The sequence below is a fragment of the Corynebacterium suicordis DSM 45110 genome (genome assembly GCF_015351405.1).
Classification (GTDB): domain Bacteria; phylum Actinomycetota; class Actinomycetes; order Mycobacteriales; family Mycobacteriaceae; genus Corynebacterium; species Corynebacterium suicordis.
In genome coordinates this window covers 1,203,525-1,221,592 of the sequence record NZ_JADKMY010000001.1, presented here as the reverse complement: position 1 = coordinate 1,221,592, position 18,068 = coordinate 1,203,525, and the positions used below count along the sequence as shown (strand labels likewise).

Annotated in this window: 15 protein-coding genes; all 15 read right to left on the bottom strand. The window is 61.4% G+C overall.

What is annotated here, in order from left to right; translation table 11 throughout:
• Nucleotides 1-2: 2 nt before the first annotated feature.
• The 15 genes from IRY30_RS05675 to pyrR all read right to left on the bottom strand — a co-directional run bounded on the left by IRY30_RS05675 (nucleotide 3) and on the right by pyrR (nucleotide 17,972).
• The gene (locus IRY30_RS05675; protein ID WP_194556355.1) at nucleotides 3-1,628 is read right to left on the bottom strand and encodes an RsmB/NOP family class I SAM-dependent RNA methyltransferase; all 1,626 of its coding nucleotides are present in this window, start codon (nucleotides 1,626-1,628) and stop codon (nucleotides 3-5) included.
• Nucleotides 1,628-2,623 (bottom strand): methionyl-tRNA formyltransferase, encoded by a 996-nt coding sequence (gene fmt, locus IRY30_RS05670; RefSeq protein ID WP_194556593.1) that lies wholly within the window; start codon nucleotides 2,621-2,623, stop codon nucleotides 1,628-1,630. Before fmt ends, IRY30_RS05675 begins: the two co-directional genes overlap by 1 nt.
• Before the next feature lie 5 nt (nucleotides 2,624-2,628).
• Complete coding sequence (gene def, locus IRY30_RS05665) at nucleotides 2,629-3,138, bottom strand: peptide deformylase (RefSeq protein ID WP_194556354.1); 510 nt, start codon at nucleotides 3,136-3,138, stop codon at nucleotides 2,629-2,631.
• 10 nt (nucleotides 3,139-3,148) lie between these two features.
• On the bottom strand, nucleotides 3,149-5,311 hold the full coding sequence (locus IRY30_RS05660) for a primosomal protein N' (protein WP_288813858.1): 2,163 nt from the start codon (nucleotides 5,309-5,311) through the stop codon (nucleotides 3,149-3,151).
• A gap of 27 nt (nucleotides 5,312-5,338) precedes the next feature.
• Nucleotides 5,339-6,565 carry a methionine adenosyltransferase gene (gene metK, locus IRY30_RS05655; protein ID WP_194556353.1) on the bottom strand — a complete coding sequence of 409 codons (1,227 nt, stop codon included), beginning with the start codon at nucleotides 6,563-6,565 and terminating at the stop codon, nucleotides 5,339-5,341.
• Nucleotides 6,566-6,669: 104 nt separating this feature from the next.
• Nucleotides 6,670-7,986 (bottom strand): bifunctional phosphopantothenoylcysteine decarboxylase/phosphopantothenate--cysteine ligase CoaBC, encoded by a 1,317-nt coding sequence (coaBC, locus tag IRY30_RS05650; protein ID WP_309824977.1) that lies wholly within the window; start codon nucleotides 7,984-7,986, stop codon nucleotides 6,670-6,672.
• Between the two features lie 19 nt (nucleotides 7,987-8,005).
• Entirely contained in the window at nucleotides 8,006-8,287 is a 282-nt protein-coding gene (gene rpoZ, locus IRY30_RS05645) for a DNA-directed RNA polymerase subunit omega (RefSeq protein WP_194556351.1), read from the bottom strand.
• Nucleotides 8,288-8,350: 63 nt separating this feature from the next.
• The gene (gmk, locus tag IRY30_RS05640; protein ID WP_194556350.1) at nucleotides 8,351-8,923 is read right to left on the bottom strand and encodes a guanylate kinase; all 573 of its coding nucleotides are present in this window, start codon (nucleotides 8,921-8,923) and stop codon (nucleotides 8,351-8,353) included.
• A 4-nt stretch (nucleotides 8,924-8,927) separates the two neighbouring features.
• Complete coding sequence (gene mihF, locus IRY30_RS05635; RefSeq protein ID WP_194556349.1) at nucleotides 8,928-9,248, bottom strand: integration host factor, actinobacterial type; 321 nt, start codon at nucleotides 9,246-9,248, stop codon at nucleotides 8,928-8,930.
• A 286-nt stretch (nucleotides 9,249-9,534) separates the two neighbouring features.
• The gene (gene pyrF, locus IRY30_RS05630; RefSeq protein WP_194556348.1) at nucleotides 9,535-10,383 is read right to left on the bottom strand and encodes an orotidine-5'-phosphate decarboxylase; all 849 of its coding nucleotides are present in this window, start codon (nucleotides 10,381-10,383) and stop codon (nucleotides 9,535-9,537) included.
• Between the two features lie 11 nt (nucleotides 10,384-10,394).
• Nucleotides 10,395-13,733: a carbamoyl-phosphate synthase large subunit gene (carB, locus tag IRY30_RS05625; RefSeq protein WP_194556347.1), complete on the bottom strand. Its 3,339-nt coding sequence runs from the start codon at nucleotides 13,731-13,733 to the stop codon at nucleotides 10,395-10,397.
• Between the two features lie 58 nt (nucleotides 13,734-13,791).
• Entirely contained in the window at nucleotides 13,792-14,958 is a 1,167-nt protein-coding gene (gene carA, locus IRY30_RS05620; protein WP_194556346.1) for a glutamine-hydrolyzing carbamoyl-phosphate synthase small subunit, read from the bottom strand.
• Between the two features lie 39 nt (nucleotides 14,959-14,997).
• Nucleotides 14,998-16,377 (bottom strand): dihydroorotase, encoded by a 1,380-nt coding sequence (locus IRY30_RS05615; RefSeq protein WP_194556345.1) that lies wholly within the window; start codon nucleotides 16,375-16,377, stop codon nucleotides 14,998-15,000.
• Nucleotides 16,378-16,434: 57 nt separating this feature from the next.
• The gene (locus tag IRY30_RS05610; protein ID WP_194556344.1) at nucleotides 16,435-17,367 is read right to left on the bottom strand and encodes an aspartate carbamoyltransferase catalytic subunit; all 933 of its coding nucleotides are present in this window, start codon (nucleotides 17,365-17,367) and stop codon (nucleotides 16,435-16,437) included.
• The gene (gene pyrR, locus IRY30_RS05605) at nucleotides 17,364-17,972 is read right to left on the bottom strand and encodes a bifunctional pyr operon transcriptional regulator/uracil phosphoribosyltransferase PyrR (protein WP_194556343.1); all 609 of its coding nucleotides are present in this window, start codon (nucleotides 17,970-17,972) and stop codon (nucleotides 17,364-17,366) included. The genes IRY30_RS05610 and pyrR overlap by 4 nt, the downstream gene beginning before the upstream one ends.
• Between the last annotated feature and the right edge of the window lie 96 nt (nucleotides 17,973-18,068).

The following is an 18,068-nucleotide window of genomic DNA, read 5'->3' as shown; positions in this document are numbered from 1 at the left end:
CCCTACAGTTTACGCTCGGCATCTGCCGGGGTTCGCAGAGCCGCGATAAACATCGCGTCCGTGCCGTGCTTGTGTGGCCACATCTGGATGAACGGCGCGGAATCATTGCCTTCCAGTTCCGGGAACAGTTGGCCCAGGTCAAGGATTTCCGCGCCCGTTTCCTCCGCCACGAATCGGGCCACGTTGGTGGTTTCCTTCAGGTGAGGTGAGCAGGTGGAATAGATCACGACGCCACCCGGAGCAGTCTTAGCCACCGCAGAACGCAGCAGTTCTCTCTGCAGCGAGACCAGCTCGGGGATGTCGGTTGCGCTCTTCCTCCACCGAGCTTCGGGCCGCCTGCGCAGTGCGCCGAGGCCGGAGCATGGGGCATCCACCAGCACGCGATCGTAGCCTTTGGCGGGGATGTCCAGTCCCTTGACCGTCTCAAGTTTCCGACCATCGCCCACGTGAATTTTCACGGGCAGACCCTTGGTGGTGTTTTCCACCAGCTTGGCGCGGTGAGCTGCCAGTTCCACGGCATCCACCTGCGCCCCATCGCCCTGAGCCCAAGAGGCAATGAATGCAGTCTTGCCACCGGGTCCAGCGCACAGATCCAACCAACGACCAGCATCGGTGCGATTCAAAGGCGCGCGAGTCAAGGCCATGGCGATGATCTGCGATCCCTCATCCTGCACGGAGGCCAGACCATCACGTACCGGCGGAAGCTCGCCGGGAGCACCGTCCTCCAGGTACACCGCGTAGGGAGACCACTTGCCTTCCTCGCCACCCGTGATGAGGGCCAGTTCTTCACCGGAAATTTCTCCGGGACGAGCCGCTAGGTGCACCACTGGACGCTGATCATCAGCCTCCAGAGCAGCGGAAAGATCAGGGTGGATGCTGGTGGAATCTAGCTGGTGGGACAGGGCGTCGTTAAACGAACGAGCAATCCATTCCGGATGGGCGTGGCGCAAAGCCAGATCAGCGATGCTATCCCCGCCTGCCACGCGGCTGATCCACTCTTCTGCTGGGGTGCGAGTGATGGTGCGCAGCACGCCGTTGATGAACCCACCTGCCTGGGCTGCGGCGTTTGCCTTGGCCAGTTCCACTGATGTGTTCACAGCGGCATGATCGTCCACGCGGGTGCGGAGGATCTGGTAGCTGCCCAGGCGCAGGATATCCAGGGCCACGGAGTCGATCTTGTCCACGGGGCGGCCGGCGGCCTTGGCGATGATGGCGTCCAGCAATCCGGAAGCGCGCAAGGTGCCGTAAGTCAGCTCGGTGGCGAAGGCAGCATCGCGGGTGCTGAGCCGGGCCTCCTTGATGGCGCGCGGGAGGCTGAGGTTGGCGAAGGAATCGTTCAGCGTCACCTCGCGCAGCACTGAAAGGGCCACGTCGCGAGCCACATCGCCACTGCCACTCTGGCGGGCCTTGGCCTGCTTATGCTCGGGGCGCTTTTGCTGGTAACCCTGGGAGCGCTGGGAATCAGAGCTGCGACGCTTGGGGCTGCCTGCTGGCTTGTGCTTGCGTGCAGAATCGGCTGATTGACGAGGTGCTGCGGACTGCTTCTTCTCGGAGCTTTCTGAACGCTGCGGCTCCGAGCGCTGCGGCTCTGAACGCTGGGATTCCGAGCGTGACCTAAACCCTGCCATTAGTTATGTCCTTCTGCGTGACCATTGGTTCCGTCTTGGTTGTTTTCAAACTGCTGAGGCGCTTCCTGCAGAGCGTGCTGCCCGCGCGCCCAATCCGCTGCCTGCATCATCTTCTTGCCCGGGGGTTGGATTGTCATGATCTCCAACACGTTAGTACCGGTTCCCACCAGCAGTTTCTTGTTTTGGAAGATCATCTGCCCAGCTGGCAATGCCTCCTCTGCAGTTGGCAGAAGCAGACCAATCTTGAAGCGCTGCTCCCCCAGCATGGTCCACGCTCCCGGTGCCGGGGTGTGTGCGCGAGCCACCCTCTGGATCACCTCGGCCGGCTGCGACCAATCAATGCGCGCATCAGCGGAGCGGATCTTCGCCGCATGCGTGGCCTGGGATTCGTCCTGCTCGGTGTACTCTGCCGTGCCCTCGTGCAGGCTGGTCAAGGTATCCGCCAGCAGTTCCCGCCCCTGCATGGTCAATCGCGTGAGGAGGTCATCGGCGGTATCCGTGACTTCAATCTTTTCCTCTTGAGAACTCAGCATCGGACCGGTATCCAAGCCCTCTTCGATGCGGAAAATCGTCGCACCCGTGGTGGCATCACCGGCCGCCAGTGCCGCCTGCACCGGGGCCGCCCCGCGCCATCGCGGCAGCAGGGAAAAGTGCAGGTTGACCCATCCATGTGGGAACACGTTCAGCAGATCACGCGGTATGAGGTTGCCATAAGCCACCACCGCCACCGCTTGCACCCCGCGCTCAGCGTAATCGCGCAAAGTCTCCGCAGATCCGTTTTCTTCAGCGTTCTTTTTTAACGACGCCCACTTGTGCACCTCCAGCCCGTGTTTCTCGGCCACTTCGGCCACCTTGGACGGGTACACGGTGCGGCCACGACCGCGTGGAGCATCGGGCTGGGTGAGCACGCCGGCCACTTCAATGCGCGGGTCTGCCAGAAGATGTTCCAAGGCAACCGCGGCTGGCTCGGGAGTCCCGGCGAAGAGAATTTTCATGGGGTTCATGAGTTCTGGAACCAGTCTGCGGAGCGGATGGTGGACATCGCGGCCTTCCGCTCTTCGCTGGAGAGATACTTGAGGAACATCACGCCGTCCAGGTGATCGGTTTCATGCTGCACGCAGCGGGCCAAAAGTCCGCTGACTTCCCTATCCACGGGCTCTCCATCAACGGTGATTCCCTGCACGCGCACGCTCTCTGCCCGGGTTACGTCCCCTCCCACATCGGGGATGGACAAGCAGCCTTCCCGGCCGGTTTGGGTTTCTTCACCAACGGCAGACCAGACCGGGTTGATCACGTGGCCGCGATCGCCCTCGCAGTCGTAGACAAAAATGCGCTGGGTCAGACCCACCTGGTTGGCCGCCAAGCCCACTCCGCCGTTGGCATCCATTGTCTCCAGCATGTCGGTGACCAGCGTCTGCAGTGCTGGGGTGCCGAGCTTATCTTCTGGAATGGGGTCGGCAACGGTGCGCAGTACGGGATCGCCAAAATAGCGCAGGGGGAGCTGAGTCATAGATGCCAGATTAGCCGATGCGAACTGGGTTCAAAATCACCCGTAGCGGTCCTGCGTTCTTCTGCGTGGCGCGAACCGCCTGGGCGGTCTTCAGTGTTTCTCCGAGGAGAAGCGAATCCTCATGCGGTACGCGGATGATCATTCTCCGGGCCTCATCTGCTGTTGCTCGATCCAATCCCACGGGCAAGCGCACGCCGGGCGGGAGTTCCACGGGTCCCAGTTTCTCGGCGGATTCCGGCAGCTCACAGGCCTGCAGAAGTTGTTCGATGCTCGCTGTGGTCCCGTCCACTGCTGCCACGGTGACTGCGGGTGGGAATCGGGCTTCTTCGCGCAGTGAGAGTTCTGCCTGTGCTGCGCGTTCCGGATCCCAGCGGATCACCTTTTGCACCGCGGGCAGGGAGGCATCGGCGGTAAGGACCGCTAACCCTCCCTGAGAGTGGGACTTCACCAGTGAAATGGCCTGCATCCATTGCTTCACCGCATTCTCTGCGGCGCGCAGATCTTCTTTACCCAGCACGATCCATGGATCGAGCATGACGGCCGCGCCGAACAGGCGGGGTTGGGAAGGATCATCATCAGGGCGGGATGTCACTCGAGGTTCTGCTCCCGGGGTGGCCACGATGATGCTGGCTCGGTCCTCCACGAAACGCTGCACCTGCTCGCCACCGCTGGGCACGATGGGCACCCCGGGAAATGCTCTTCCCAGCTCTTCCACGGTTCTATCTTGGCCCACCACGGACATTCGCACGGTGTGGTTACCGCAGGTGTTGCACGTGAACACTCCGGCTGAAGCCCCGCACCAGCGACACCTCGGAACGCTTGTTTCACCGGAAGCAGGTAGTTCCAGGGGGCCATTGCAGTGGCGGCAACGTGCGCCGCTGCGGCACTTCGCACAGGACAGCGCTGGGGCATACCCGCGACGCGGAACTTGGACCAGCACCGGATGGCCTGCATCCAGAGCCTGGCGGATCGCGCTGAAAGCCAGGGCCGGCAACCTGGATCCCCGGGCGTACGCTTCACGCTCGCGCTGCAGATCCGTCTCCCCCAACGCGCGGATGATCGGGAGGTGTTCCTTGACCGCTGCACGGTCCGCAACGATTGATTGCAACTGCCCGGTTTGAATCCACTGCTGCACCTCAGCGCAGCGATGCACACCGATGGTGGCGAATGCTGCTCCTTCGCGCTGTGCCCGCAACTGGGCTACATCGCGCGCGTGAAGATATGGTGCGCGCGGGTCCACCAGGTTATCGTCTGATTCGCCCAAGACCAGCACCAACCGCAGGTTCTGCACCGGGGAGAATACAGCCGAGCGCGTGCCAACTACCAGCCGGGCCTGCCCGTGCAGGATGGAGAGGAAGCGTCGATACCGCGCGCTGGGCCCTTCCGCGGCGGTCATCTCCGTGATCTGGGCAGCCGATACCCACCGGCGCAGATACTGGCTCACCCTGTCCACGTCTTTTTGATTCGGCACCACGATCAGCACCCCGCCGTTCAGTGCCTCGCCATTCACTTCACGATCGGCAGCGCTCCCCTGCTCGGCTACTTGGGTAGCGCCAATTTCAGCGGAGGTATTCCACACCGTGGCCGCGGCGAGAGCTGCGGCCAGATACGCGGAATCCTGACCGGGCAAGGTGAGGATGCTCGCGGCCGAGGGTTCACCGCGCAAGACAGAAGAGACAAACTCCTGCCCGGAGGGATGGTTGGTCAGGGCGGAGTTGGCGTCGGAAAAAGACGAACCAGCCAACTCTTCCACCGGGACCAAAGAGCCATACAGATCCACCCACGACTTGCCGCCGCCGAACAGCCCGGACTTCTCCGCGGAAGCATGGCGAGGGGGCAAGGCGGTGCGCAGGATATCCGAGCGCACGCCCGCGCTGCGGATGGCGAGGTTGTCCACCAGGTCCCACATCTGGGAAGAACAGACCACATCAGGGCTGATCACGCGCTCAATGGGTTTGAGTGCACCGGGGTGCTCGCTGGTGCGGCGTCGTTCTCGCACCAAAGCGTCCACCAAACGGCCCGCGAAACGAATGCGTACCCGAACACCGGGGCGTACCTGCTGCTCCATCGCGGCGGGAATGGAGTAATCGAAAAGGCGGTCCAAATGAGCCACGCCCAACAAAGGCAAAACCCGGGCGATGGGTTCAGCGATTGTTGGGCGAGGGGTATCCACGAGGAACCATTCTAACCCTGCGGAGATTTAGCGTCCGAGGGCGGCCTTCAGCTCATCAACGCGGTTCACGCGCTCCCATGGCAGATCGAGGTCGGTGCGCCCGAAGTGGCCGTAGGCTGCGGTTTGCGCGTAAATGGGGCGCTTGAGATCGAGCTCGCGCAGGATCGCGGTGGGTCGCAAATCGAAGACCTGCAGCACGGCTTCCTGGATCTGCTCATCGGTGAGATCCGCCGCCGAAGAGCCATGGGTATCCACGTAGAGTCCCACGGGGTTTGCGCGGCCGATGGCGTACGCGATCTGCACCTCGGCCTGCTCAGCAAGACCGGCAGCAACGATGTTCTTGGCCACCCAGCGCATCGCGTATGCGCCCGAGCGGTCCACCTTGGAGGGATCCTTGCCGGAGAATGCGCCGCCGCCGTGACGAGCCATGCCGCCGTACGTATCCACGATGATCTTTCGGCCGGTCAGGCCAGCATCTCCCATTGGGCCGCCCAGCACGAAGGAACCCGAAGGGTTGACCAGGAGGTTCACATCGGTGTGCATGAGGTGCTGCAGGCCAGCTTCTGCCACGCAGTGATCCAGCACGTGGTGCTTGAGGGAAGCAGCCAAGCTCTGCCGCTGAGCCTCGCCCACCCAGGACTCATCGTGCTGGGTTGAAATGACCACGGTATCCAGCTTCACGGGCTTGTTGTTTTCGTCATAAGCGAAGGTCACCTGGGTCTTGCCATCCGGGCGCAGGCCGGGGACGATATTTGCGTTGCGCACCTCGGTGAGCCGGCGGGCCAAGCGGTGTGCCAGGGAGATCGGCAGGGGCATGAGCTCTGCGGTCTCATTGGTGGCATAACCGAACATGAGACCCTGATCGCCCGCGCCGAGTTGATCATCCGCATCCAGAGAGCCGGTGGAATCCTCGCGATGCTCGATCGCGGTATCTACGCCAGCGCCGATCTCCGGGGACTGCTCGCCGATGGATACGCTCACGCCACAGGTCTTGCCGTCAAATCCCATGTCAGAGCTGGTGAAGCCAATGCGCGTCAGGGTGTTGCGCACGATCTGCGGGATTTCCACGTACGCGCGGGTGCGCACCTCGCCCACTACCTGCACTAATCCGGTGGTGACTACCGTTTCCACGGCTACGCGGGATTCTGGATCTCTCTCCAGGAGCGCGTCCAGGATGGAGTCAGAGATGGCATCGCAGATCTTGTCCGGGTGCCCTTCGGTGACGGACTCGCTGGTGAATAGTCGCAAAGACAATGGGGACCTTCTTCTATTTTGAGGTGCGTATCGCTGTTAATCGGCTAATTCTGGTCTGGCGCAGCGGGGATTGTTTTGATCCTAGACCAAGCTGTCTATATCTGTCACATATCCACGCCGAGAAGCGTCTCCGCCTCATCAATTATGCGGGCAGCGACATCGAGTTTAGGACCCGCAGGCACCTCCACGATCACCGGCTCACCATCCTGGGTGCCCTCCGACCGCCGGGCATTGAGCAGCCATCCGGCATTATCCTCCTGGCCGAACACCTTGCCCTCCCCCACTGCGTTGCACATCAGCAGGTCACAGCCCTTTTTCTTCAACTTGCGCTTGGCGTGATCCAGCGGGGAATTGTCCTCATCACCCGTCTCCGCGGCGAAACCGACAATCACTGTTTGCTGCGGGATCTCCCCGTTCTCGCGCGCCTGCACCAGCCCCACCAGGATGTCTGGATTCTCCACCAGGTGCAGCGTGCTCAGATCCGTATCCGCGTCCTTCTTCATTTTCGACGCCGCCACTGCCTCCGGCCGGTAGTCAGCCACTGCCGCGGCCATGATCACCAGGTCTGCCTGAGCGGATTCCCTCTGCATGGCTTCCTGCAGCTGCATGGCGGTGCGAACCTTCACTACCTTCGCTCCACTGGGGACAGGCAAGACCTCGGTGCTCGCGGAAATCAGAGTGACCTCTGCCCCACGCTGCGTGGCGATATCCGCCAGCGCATAACCCTGGCGGCCCGAGGACGCGTTGGTGAGGAAGCGAACCGGATCGATGGGTTCTTCCGTGCCACCCGCGGAGATCACCACGCGCTTGCCCACCAGAGATTGGCGGAAGATATCGCGCTCATGGTTGCGCATTGCGCTGAGCGCCAAGCTGCCGATGTGCTCTGGATCCGGCAATCGACCCGCACCGGTGTCCTTGCCCGTCAATCGGCCATGTGCTGGTTCAATGACATGGAAGCCCCGCTCCCGCAGCGTGCGTACGTTCGCGCGCGTGGCTGCGTTGTCCCACATCTCCGTGTGCATGGCGGGTGCCAGCACGATGGGACAGGTGGCCACCAGGCAACTGGAAGTGAGTAGGTCATCTGCCCGGCCCATTGCCAGGCGAGCCAGGAGATCTGCGGTGGCGGGGGCGATAACGATGAGATCAGCTTGCTGGCCAAGCCGGACATGCTGCACTTCATCCACGTTCTCAAAAACCCCGGTGGATACCGGGTTACCGGATAGCGCTTCAAAGGTGGCGGCACCCACGAACTCCAAAGCGCTGCGGGTGGGAATCACGTTGACGTGATGGCCTGCCTCGGTGAAATAGCGGACGAGGTGAGCGGCCTTAAACGCAGCAATGCCGCCCCCTACGCCGATAACGACGCGGAGCGGCTGGTGCTGCGAAGTGTCCGCTGCTGATCCGGTTGCTGAAGTAATCACACCGGACAGCCTAGCGGGTCTATCCCTCGGTGTGCTCCAAGAGATCGCGATTGATCTCCCGCAGAGCGATAGACAATGGCTTCTCCTGAACATCTGGGGTTACCAGAGGCCCAACGAATTCGAAGACGCCCTCATCGAGAGTCTGGAAGTAATCGTTGATCTGCCGCGCACGCTTGGCAGCGAAAATCACCAGTGCGTACTTCGAGGAAACCTTGGTCAGGAGCTCATCGATGGGCGGATTGGTGATGCCAACCGGTGGATCGAACACAGTCTCGTTCGAGTTCACATCCTGGTTTTCCACGTTATACACCTTCTGTATTCATTAATTGGTTATGTGTCTCCCAAGCTGGGAGGCACGCAGTAACTACTGGCCTTGGAGAATATCCGCGAGCCGGTTTACCGCTTTGTTGAGGTCGTCGTTAACCACCACGGTATCGAACTCATCCTGAGAAGCCATCTCAACACGCGCAGTTTCCAGACGCCTATCAATAACTTCTTGGCTTTCGGTGCCCCGGCCGGTCAGCCGGTCCACCAAAATATCCCACGAAGGTGGTGCAAGAAACACCAACTCGACGTGGGGCATGAGCTGCTTGATGTTGCGCGCGCCCTCGAGGTCTACCTCGATGAGCACGGGCCGACCAGCGGAAACAGCCTCTTCAACGGGAATGCGCGGAGTCCCCGAAAGCTGTAAGCCTCCGTGGATCTCCGCCCATTCCAGCATCTTGGAGCTATCGATAGCCCGCTGGAAGTCATCCCTGGTGACGTAGATGTAATCCTGACCATCTACCTCACCTGGCCGTGGATCACGGGTGGTCATTGACACACTGAAAAACAGGTTGGGTACTGTTTTCCGCAGTTCCGAGACCACGGTAGATTTACCTACCGCGGACGGCCCGGCGAGAACCACGACCCTCCCATCAGACGTGCCGTTGGTCACCGATTTACTCCTCGAAGCCGAAGTGCTCCAGAAGCGCACGGCGCTGACGATCGCCCAGTCCGCGCAGACGGCGGGTTGGAGCGATTTCCAGCTGAGTCATGATCTCTTCTGCCTTGACCTTGCCCACCTTTGGCAAGGACACGAGCAAAGCGGAAACCTTCATCTTGCCCAGAATCGGGTCGGTCTCAGCATCCTTGAGCACCTGCTTGAGGTCAGTGCCGCCTCGCTTGAGCTTTTCGCGCAGTTCTGCACGTGCCTTACGGGCCTCTGCTGCCTTCTTGAGCGCATCTGCACGCTGCTCCGGGGTCAACTGGGGAAGTGCCACGGGATCCTCCGTTGTAGGTTCTAGTCGGTTAAAAAAGTACGTATTGACGTCTAGGGTGTTGCGCGAATTCCTTCACGGACTAAGGCAACAATGCAGACGAACTTACACGATGTGTAGAGAAAATCTGCATTGCCAGTACCCGAAGCAAACGCAGCCGGCCTTCTCGATCCGGCACGCATTTCCCCTGTGAAGGTGAAAAACGGCGCAGGCTCACGAGGCGCGATCTTCGGCTTTGCGGATTGCTGAACAGCCCTATCGCCGGAAATCTTACCACTAGTGAGCTGGGCTATTTCAAATAACTCTCGCGGATTTCCAATAATGTGCTGCGCAGCCCCTCCACGGTCGGACCGGATTTCAGCACCCCGCGGGAGACATTCGGGCTCACCAGATCCAGTGATCCCCGGGCAATTCGCTTCACATCATCCATGGTTCCGCCCTGGGCACCCACTCCGGGCATGAGGATCATGCCGGACACCTCGCTGAGGTCCGGTGGGCTATCCACGGTAGCTCCCACCACCACGCCGAGATTTCCCGGCCCGGAGTGGCGGGCATTTCGCTCCGCAACGCGGTTGACGATGTCCTGCGCCAACGTCACGCTTTCTCCCGCTTCTCCCCCGCTGGTGCGTGCAAGCTGCACCGAGGGAGCTTCTGGGTTGGACGTGGCGGCCAGCACGATCACACCGCGGTTGTTTCGCTCACCCACCTCAATGACGGGCTCCAGCGAACCAAACCCGAGCCACGGGGACACCGTGACCGCGTCCGCGCACAGCGGAGAGCTCTCGTCCAACCACGCGGAGGCGTAGCCCGCCATGGTGGATCCGATGTCCCCCCTCTTGGCGTCGGCAACTACCAACACGCCGGCTGCACGCAGGGAGGAAATTGCCTCCTCGAGCACGGCAAAACCTGCGGAGCCGAAACGCTCATAGAACGCGACCTGGGGCTTGACCACACACGCGGAATCGATGAACGCATCCACGCAGCGGGAAGTGAACTCCCGCAGGCCAGCCACGCTGCCCTCCAAGCCCCAGTCCTGCATCAACTGTGCGTGAGGATCGATACCCACGCACACTGGGCCAAAGGTGCGGGCGCGTTCCACGAAGCGCTCGCCGAAGGTGCCGTCAGTTTGCTGTGCCATGATTGCCCGTCCTAGTGCTTGATGTCCTGGATGGCACGCACGGTGGTCTCGGCACCCTGGAGGGCGGCGATTCCCTGTACCGCGGCCACGCAGCCCTGCACCGTGGTGATGGCTGGGACGTTCATGTTCACGGCTGCCGCGCGGATGTCATAGCCATCGTGGCGGGCGCCCGCAGAACCTGCTGGGGTGTTGAGGATGAGGTCGATTGCACCTTCGTTGATGTAATCCACCACAGAGCGGGTCGCGGTGCTCTCGTTGTCATCGTTGACCTGCGAGAGCTTCGCCACCACTTCGCACTCCACGCCATTGCGCTGCAGCATCTGTGCGGTACCGGCGGTGGCCAGGATGGAGAATCCCAGGTCAGCCAGGCGCATGATCGGCAGCATCAGGGTGCGCTTGTCGCGGTTGGCCACGGAGACGAACACTGTGCCGGAGGTAGGCAGCGAACCAAACGCACCCTCCTGAGACTTCGCGAAGGCGGTGCCGAAGTCTGAATCCAGACCCATGACCTCACCGGTGGACTTCATCTCTGGGCTGAGCAGAGAATCCAGCACCTTGCCCTCTGGGCTGCGGAAGCGGTTGAACGGCATCACTGCTTCCTTCACCGCAATCACGTGGCCCATTGGCAGGGAGCCGCCATCGCGATCGGTAGGAATCATACCCTCGGCCTGAAGGTCAGCGATGCTGCTGCCCAGCATGATGCGGGAGGCAGCCTTGGCCAGTCCCACGCCCGTGGCCTTGGACACGAATGGCACGGTGCGGGAGGCGCGCGGGTTGGCTTCGATGACGTAGAGAATGTCATCCTTCAGCGCGAACTGCACGTTCATCAGGCCCTTCACGCCAATGCCGTGAGCCAGCGCCTTGGTGGAGCGTCGCACGTTCTCGATGTCCTCGGGGCCGAGCGTCATCGGAGGCAATGCACAAGCGGAGTCTCCCGAGTGAATGCCGGCTTCCTCAATGTGCTCCATGACTCCGGCCAGGAAGACGTCCTCGCCATCGCACAGCGCATCCACGTCGATCTCAATGGCGGAATCCAGGAATCGGTCCACCAGCACGGGGTGATCATCGGTGATCTCGGTGGCACGGGCGATGTAGTCCTCCAAGGAAGGCTCATCGTAGACAATCTCCATGCCGCGTCCGCCCAGAACATAGGAAGGGCGCACCAGCACGGGGTAACCGATGTTCGACGCCACATCGCGCGCTTCCGCGAATGTCGTTGCGGTGCCGTAGGCAGGAGCGGGGAGTTCCGCACGCTCCAGAACCTTGCCGAACTCACCGCGATCCTCGGCCAAGTTGATGGCCTCTGGTGAGGTACCCACCACGGGCACTCCGGCATCGGCTAGCTGCTGTGCCAGGCCCAACGGGGTCTGTCCGCCCAGCTGCACGATCACTCCAGCGATCTCACCGGACTCAGCTTCAGCGTGGTAGACCTCCATCACGTCTTCGAAGGTCAGCGGCTCAAAGTAGAGGCGGTCCGCGGTGTCGTAGTCCGTGGAGACGGTCTCCGGGTTGCAGTTGACCATGACGGTCTCATAGCCCACGCGGGAGAGCTCGAGCGCTGCATGCACACAGGAGTAATCGAACTCGATGCCCTGGCCAATACGGTTTGGGCCGGAGCCCAGGATGAGCACCTTCTTCTTCTCCGTCTGCGGGAGAACTTCGGTCTCAGCTGCGGGATCCAGCTCATAAGAGGAGTAGTGGTACGGGGTCTTTGCCTCGAACTCCGCAGCACAGGTATCCACGGTCTTGAATACTGGGCGGACACCCAGGGACCAGCGCAGGGAGCGCACGCCGGTTTCCCCTGCCAGCTCTGGGCGCAGGGCTGCGATCTGGCGATCGGACAAGCCCAGGTACTTGGCTTCGCGCAGCAGATCCTCATCCAGGACTGGTGCGTTCTCCAGCACGGTGCGGAAATCCACCAGTGCCTGAACTTCCTCAAGGAACCAAGGGTCGATCTTGGAGGCTTCGTAGACCTCATCGATGGTGGCGCCCAGGCGCAGAGCCAGCTCCACGTCGTACATGCGTCCCTCAGTGGGGCGCTTCAGATCTTCCAGCACGGCATCCTTGTCGGTGGCGCGATCTCCGGCGAAAGCCTCATCGGAGAAGGTCCAGAATCCGGACTGCTTGGTTTCCAGGGAACGCATCACCTTGTTCAGACCGGTGATGTAGTTGCGGCCAATGGCCATCGCTTCGCCCACGGACTTCATGGTGGTGGTCAGCGTGTCATCAGCACCGGGGAACTTCTCGAAAGCAAAGCGAGGAGCCTTGACGATCACGTAGTCCAGCGTCGGCTCGAAGGCCGCCGGGGTGACCTCGGTGATGTCATTGCGCACCTCATCCAAGGTGTAACCAATGGCCAGCTTCGCTGCCAGCTTGGCGATCGGGAAACCGGTGGCCTTGGAAGCCAGCGCGGAAGAACGGGACACGCGCGGGTTCATCTCGATGGTGATGAGGCGGCCGTCATCAGGGTTGATGGCGAACTGGATGTTACAACCACCGGTTTCCACACCCACCTCGCGGAGGATGTCGATGCCCTGGTCACGCATGATCTGGAACTCGCGGTCCGTCAGCGTCATGGAAGGTGCCACGGTCACAGAATCACCGGTGTGCACGCCCAGCGCATCCACGTTCTCAATGGAACAGACAACCACCACGTTGTCCTTGCTGTCGCGCATCAACTCCAGCTCGAATTCCTTCCATCCGAGGATGGATTCTTCGATGAGCACGTTGGCCTCGGGAGAAGCAGCCAGTCCGCCACCGGCGATGCGCTCCAGGTCGGCGTCGTTGTACGCAAGACCGGAACCCAGGCCACCCATGGTGAAGGAAGGGCGGACCACCACGGGAAGACCCAGCTCAGCAACGGTGGCGCGCACCTCATCCATGTTGTGACAGACGGCAGAACGGGCGGAGGAGCCGCCGATCTTGGCCACGATGTCCTTGAACTTCTGGCGATCCTCGCCGCGCTCGATGGCATCGATATCTGCGCCAATCAGCTCCACGCCATACTTGTCCAGGATGCCGAGGCGATCCAGCTGGATGGCTGCGTTCAGCGCGGTCTGTCCACCCAGGGTTGCCAGCACGGCATCCACCTTGTGGCCAGCAGCTTCCTCAGTGGCAAAGATCTTCTCGATGTACTGCGGCTGAATGGGCTCGATGTAGGTGTGATCAGCGAACTCAGGGTCCGTCATGATGGTGGCGGGGTTGGAGTTGATGAGGGAAACGCGCAGTCCCTCCTCCTTGAGCACGCGGCAGGCTTGGGTGCCGGAGTAATCGAACTCACAGGCCTGGCCGATGACGATGGGGCCGGAACCGATCACGAGTACGTGCTTGATGTCTTCACGACGTGGCATTGACTATGCTCCTAAAGATTCTTCGTGGGGTGTTGAGTAAACGGGGTACTCGTGGGTTCTAGGACTTGGTGGTTTGACCGGACTTGCCGGACTTGTGTGCATCCAGCTGCTCGATGAACTGATCAAACAGCGAGTTGGAATCGTGCGGGCCAGCTGCGGATTCTGGGTGGTACTGCACGGAGAAGGCTAGGCCGCTCTTCAGCGCCACGCCTTCCACCACGTCATCGTTCAGGCAGGTGTGGGTCACTTCTGCGGGGCCGAATGGGGTCTGGAATTCCTCGCCGGCGTTGCCCTTGAGAGCGAATCCGTGGTTCTGCGCGGTGATATCGATGCGCCCGGTGCGGTGATCAATCACCGGCACGTTCACGCCACGGTGGCCGAACTTCAGCTTGTAGGTTTCCATGCCCAGCGCGCGTCCCAGGATCTGGTTGCCGAAGCAGATGCCGAAGAAAGGAATCTTCGCGTCCAGCACCTTCTTCACCTGCTCGATGGTCACGTCCGCGGTGGCTGGGTCGCCGGGGCCGTTGGAGACAAACACGCCGGTGGCGGAGTACTTCTCCATCAGTTGCTGAATCGTTTCGAAGGTGGTGGTGGAAGGCACCACCACCGTGCGCACGCCACGGCGGGAGAATTCGCGTGGAGTGTTGGTCTTGATACCCATGTCATATGCGATCACGGAGTGGGTGAGCTCGCCTTCGGGTTCCACCACGTAGACCTCATCGGTGGAGACATCCGCTGCCAGGTCTGCACCTTCCATGCCTGGCTGCTGCTTCACCTGGCTGAGCATGTCCTCATCGGTGGTCACTGCCTCGCCGGAGAACAGACCGGCGGCAACTGAGCCCTTATCGCGCAGGTGGCGCACCACCGCGCGGGTATCGATTCCCTGGATACCGATGATCCCCTGCGCGCTCATCTCCTCTTCCAGAGAACGATCCGCGCGCCAGTTGGATACCCGGCGGGAAAGGTCGCGCACCACTAGGCCGGCGACCCAGATCTTGTCACCCTTGGACTCGGAATCTTCATCGTTCCATCCGGTGTTGCCGATCTGCGGGGCGGTAGCCACCACGATCTGCCGGTGGTAGCTGGGGTCCGTCATCGTTTCCTGGTAACCGGTCATGGCAGTGGTGAACACTGCCTCTCCCAAAGTGGTTCCCTGGGCGCCGAAAGCACGGCCGCGGAAAATCCGACCATCAGCCAGAACGAGAGCTGCTGCGGTGTTGGTCATTGTTGTTCCTTCTTTCTTGTCCATTATTTTCGACGCCACTTATCCCTGCTCTGCAGCATTCTTTGCTGCCACGGCCTGTCCATTCCGGCAGGTCACCTTGCCACGCAGAAGCGTGGTGCTGATCCTGACAGGCATGTCCATGCCTTCATAAGGGGTGTTGCGGGATTTTGAAGCCATGTCTTGGCCATTGGCCACCCAGGAGTTCTCCGTGTCCACCACGCAGAGGTTGGCGGGCTCCCCCACTGCGATGGGACGGCCGTGTCCGGGCAGCTTGGTGATTTCGGCTGGTTTCTCCGACATTACCTTCGCCACGAACCGCCAGTCTTGGTCACCATCCAGCACGAAGATCTGCGCGATCAGTGCCAGGGAGGTCTCCAGACCGATCATGCCCGGGCGGGCTTTATCAAACTCGCAGCACTTTTCTTCCGAGCCGTGCGGGGCGTGGTCGGTGGCCACGCAGTCAATGACTCCATCGATCAGTGCCTGGCGCAGCGCCTCCACATCGCGCTGCTCACGCAATGGTGGGTTCACGCGATTCACGCCGTCGTAGGTTTCCAAACGCTCATCAGTGAGCAGCAGGTGGTGCGGGGTGACTTCCGCGCTGAGGGTGATGCCCTGAGATTTTGCCCACTTCAGCAGTTCCACGGTGCCTTCGGTTGAGGCGTGGCAGATGTGCAGGCGGCCACCATAATCGCGGGACATGATGGCATCGCGGGCGACGATTGATTCCTCGGCCACGCGGGGCCATCCGGTGAGTCCCAGCTCAGCGGCCTTGGCACCTTCGTGGGCAACCGCGCCTTCGGTGAGGCGGGGCTCCTCGCAGTGCTGTGCGAGCAGCACGTCCATGCCCCTGGCGTATTCGATTGCGCGGCGCATCAATCGTGGGTCATCCACGCACTTGCCGTCATCGGAGAACATGCGCACCTTGGCATCGGAATCAGCCATCATGCCGAACTCGGTGAGTTCTTTTCCGGCCAGGTTCTTGGAGATAGATCCCACTGGGTGCACGTCACACAGGTTGGTGTTTTGTCCCTTGTACCACACGGTTTCTGCGATCACGGGTGCGTCTGTGACAGGGGCGGTGTTAGCCATGGTGAATACGGCGGTGAAGCCACCTTGCGCGGCTGCGGCAGAGCCGGTGGCCACGGTTTCGGTATCTTCCCGGCCGGGTTCACGCAGGTGGACGTGCATGTCCACCAGACCTGGGAGCAGTACCTGGCCGGGCACATCAATGCTCTCACCCTCAGTAGAGAGCCCGGTGCCGATATCCGCGATGATGCCATCCCGGATCAGCACATCCTGCGGGTCACCCTCGCCATAGATGTGCACTCCCTTGAGCAGCACTTCATTTTCGGCACCGGTGGGTACCGCGGCCAGCGTGCCGGTGGCTGGGTAGTTGGTGGTTTCACTGCCAGTCATGGAGTGTCCTTTCGGCTGCGTATCGGGGTTCTGCTGATTGTTTTCTTGCATGGTGCTCTACCCCTCAAAGGACGAGTCAGCGCCCACCAGCAGCGTGAACAAGATGGCCATGCGCACGTGCACACCCGCGGTGACCTGCTGGAGCACCACTGTGTTTGGGGCATCTGCCACGTCATCGTTGATTTCCATGCCCCGCAGCATGGGTCCCGGGTGCATGATGATCGCTTCTTCGCGCATGGCTTCGCGGCGCGCGCGGGAGAGTCCGTAGCGGGTGGCGTACTCGCGGTGGCTGGGGAAGAATCCGCCGTTCATGCGTTCAGCCTGCACGCGCAGCATCATCACCACATCGGCGTGGGGAATCACGGCGTCGAAATCATGCGACACCTCCACTCCCCAGCTCTCCACCCCGAAAGGGAGCAGCGTGGCAGGTGCCACGAAGGTCACGCGGGCACCCAGCGTGGTGAGCAGCTGCGCATTGGAGCGCGCCACGCGCGAGTGCAGGATGTCGCCGACGATCGCCACGTGCTTACCCGCGATGTCCCCGAGCTGCTGGCGCATGGTCACGGCATCCAGCAAAGCCTGTGTGGGGTGCTGATGAGAGCCATCGCCGGCGTTGATCACGGCGATGTCATCCACCCAGTTAGCCACTTGGCGAGCAGCACCGGAAGAAGGGTGGCGCATGATGATCGCATCCGCACCAACAGCGCGCAGGGTCTGCACGGTGTCCTTGAGCGATTCGCCCTTCTTCACGCTGGAACTGGAGGCTGAGATGTTGATGACATCCGCGCTCATCCACTTGCCCGCGGTCTCAAAAGAACTGCGGGTTCGGGTGGAGTTCTCATAGAACAGGGTGAAGATGGTCCGTCCGCGCAGCGTGGGCAGCTTCTTCATTTCCCGGCCCTCGAGGGCTTCGGCGAAGCGGTCTGCCTCATCCAGCAACTGCGTGATCTCCCCTGCGGAAAGATCTCCAATACTGAGTAGGTGCTTCATCGAGTGCTGCCCTCCTGGGTGGGTTGTGTGTTCTCACCGGCATGGCGGATGAGCTGGACTCCATCGACATCATCCAGTTCCCGCAGCTCCACCAGCACGTCTTCCTGGGTGGACGTGGGAATGTTCTTACCCACGTAATCAGCGCGGATGGGAAGCTGGCGGTGGCCGCGGTCGATGAGTACCGCGAGCTGGACGCTCTTGGCACGCCCGAGGTCGCGCAGTGCGTCGAGGGCGGCGCGAATGCTGCGGCCGGAAAAGAGCACGTCGTCAACCAAAATGACGATCGCATCATCAATGCCCTCGTCTGGCACCACGGTGGGCTGCAACGCACGGTGTGCGGAGCCGCGGTGGAGATCGTCGCGGTAGAGCGTGATGTCCAGGGCACCATGGAAGATTTCGACGCCAGAAAATTCAGTGATTTTCTCCGCCAAACGGGCGGCTAACGGAACTCCGCCCGAGGGGATTCCCAGCAACACCACCCGAGAACTGTCGGTTCCATCGAGTGCTGTCTTTTCAATAATCTGGTGCGCGATGCGCACGACTGTCCGGGAAACATCATCTGCTGTGAGCAGTTGGGTTGCCTCGGGGGGTGTCGTCGAGTTCATCGTGACCTCCTTTCCCGCCTCTCTGTGCGGTCAGTTAAAGGATGTCCAATAGTTACTGCGGATCAGTCTAGCAAGACAGCCCGGCTCTGCGTTAGA